Source organism: Microbacterium umsixpiens, assembly GCF_053543675.1.
Genome location: NZ_JBLVOH010000202.1, coordinates 1 through 1,056 on the forward strand (window position 1 = coordinate 1; position 1,056 = coordinate 1,056).

General features: G+C 73.2%; 2 protein-coding genes. One reads left to right on the forward strand and one right to left on the reverse strand.

Annotated features, from left to right (window positions below; all coding sequences use genetic code 11):
* Window positions 1-533, reverse strand: a 533-nt coding sequence (locus ACNPM4_RS17920; RefSeq protein ID WP_448986584.1) for a PspC domain-containing protein, incomplete at its 3' end; no start/stop codon positions are given.
* A 114-nt stretch (window positions 534-647) separates the two neighbouring features.
* Here ACNPM4_RS17920 and ACNPM4_RS17925 point away from each other — a divergent pair.
* A partial coding sequence (locus ACNPM4_RS17925; RefSeq protein ID WP_448986585.1) for a PspC domain-containing protein occupies window positions 648-1,056 on the forward strand: 409 nt, incomplete at its 3' end.

Here is a 1,056-nt window from a genome sequence, read left to right on the forward strand (position 1 = left end):
AGATCCGGCGCGGAAGCACCCGGGGTGCGGCTCGCAGCACGCACGATGAGGATGAGCAGGACGGCGACGAGGACGAGGCCGATGATCCAGCTCATGAGAGACAGGGCCGACCAGCCGTCGTAGCCGAGGCCGAAGAGGCGGCCGGCGAGCGGAGCGGTCGGGAACAGGCCGATGACGGCCATCGCGAGGATGCCCCACTGCACCGGCTGGTAGTCGCGGCGGAGCAGATCGCGGACGTGCACGCGTCCGTCGACATCCGGCAGCAGCGCCCAGGCTGCGGCGTACAGGAAGATGACCGGCAGGCCGAAGAGGGCCGCGACCACGAGGACGCCGCGGACGATCAGCGGGTCGATGCGCAGGCGGGCGGCGATGCCCGCCGAGACACCGCCCAGCCATCCCTCGGACCGGGCGACGCCGAGACCGGCGACCCAGAGGAGGAATCGCTCGGCTCCGCGAGGGCTGCCGGTGCCCGGTGTGCCGGTGGCCGGAGCGGCGTGGTCGGCGGGGGGCGGTGGCGCAGTCGGAATCGTCATGCTTCGATCCTGGCGGCATCCGTCTGCTCCCTGCCATGGGGGGAACCCCTGAGCGACCCCTGATTCTGCGCCGGGGAGGACCCGGAGCGGGCACGCGGATGATTGGATTGCCACATGTCCTCTTCGGCGCACGCTCCTGCGCGACCTCCGCGCGCGGCTGCTCCGCCGCGACCGCCGCTGACCCGCGACCGCGACTGCCTGGTGGCCGGCGTGAGCGCCGGTCTCGCCCGTCACCTCGGCGTGCGCGTGGGGCTGGTGCGGGCGCTGTTCATCGCGCTGACACTGTGCGGTGGTGCCGGCATCCTGCTCTACGCCTGGTGCTGGGTCTTCATGCCGTGGGCCGAGGGCGACAGCGCACCGACGAGGCGAATGCCGGTGGCCTGGCTGCTGCTCGCTCCTGCCGCCGTGGGGATGCTCGTCGTCCTGGTCTGGCGCGGGGGCAGCGACTGGTTGAGCGGGTCGATCCCGCCGGACCTCGCCGCGGTCGTGGTGGGCGGCGCGGCGGCGTTCGCGACCGGTGCCG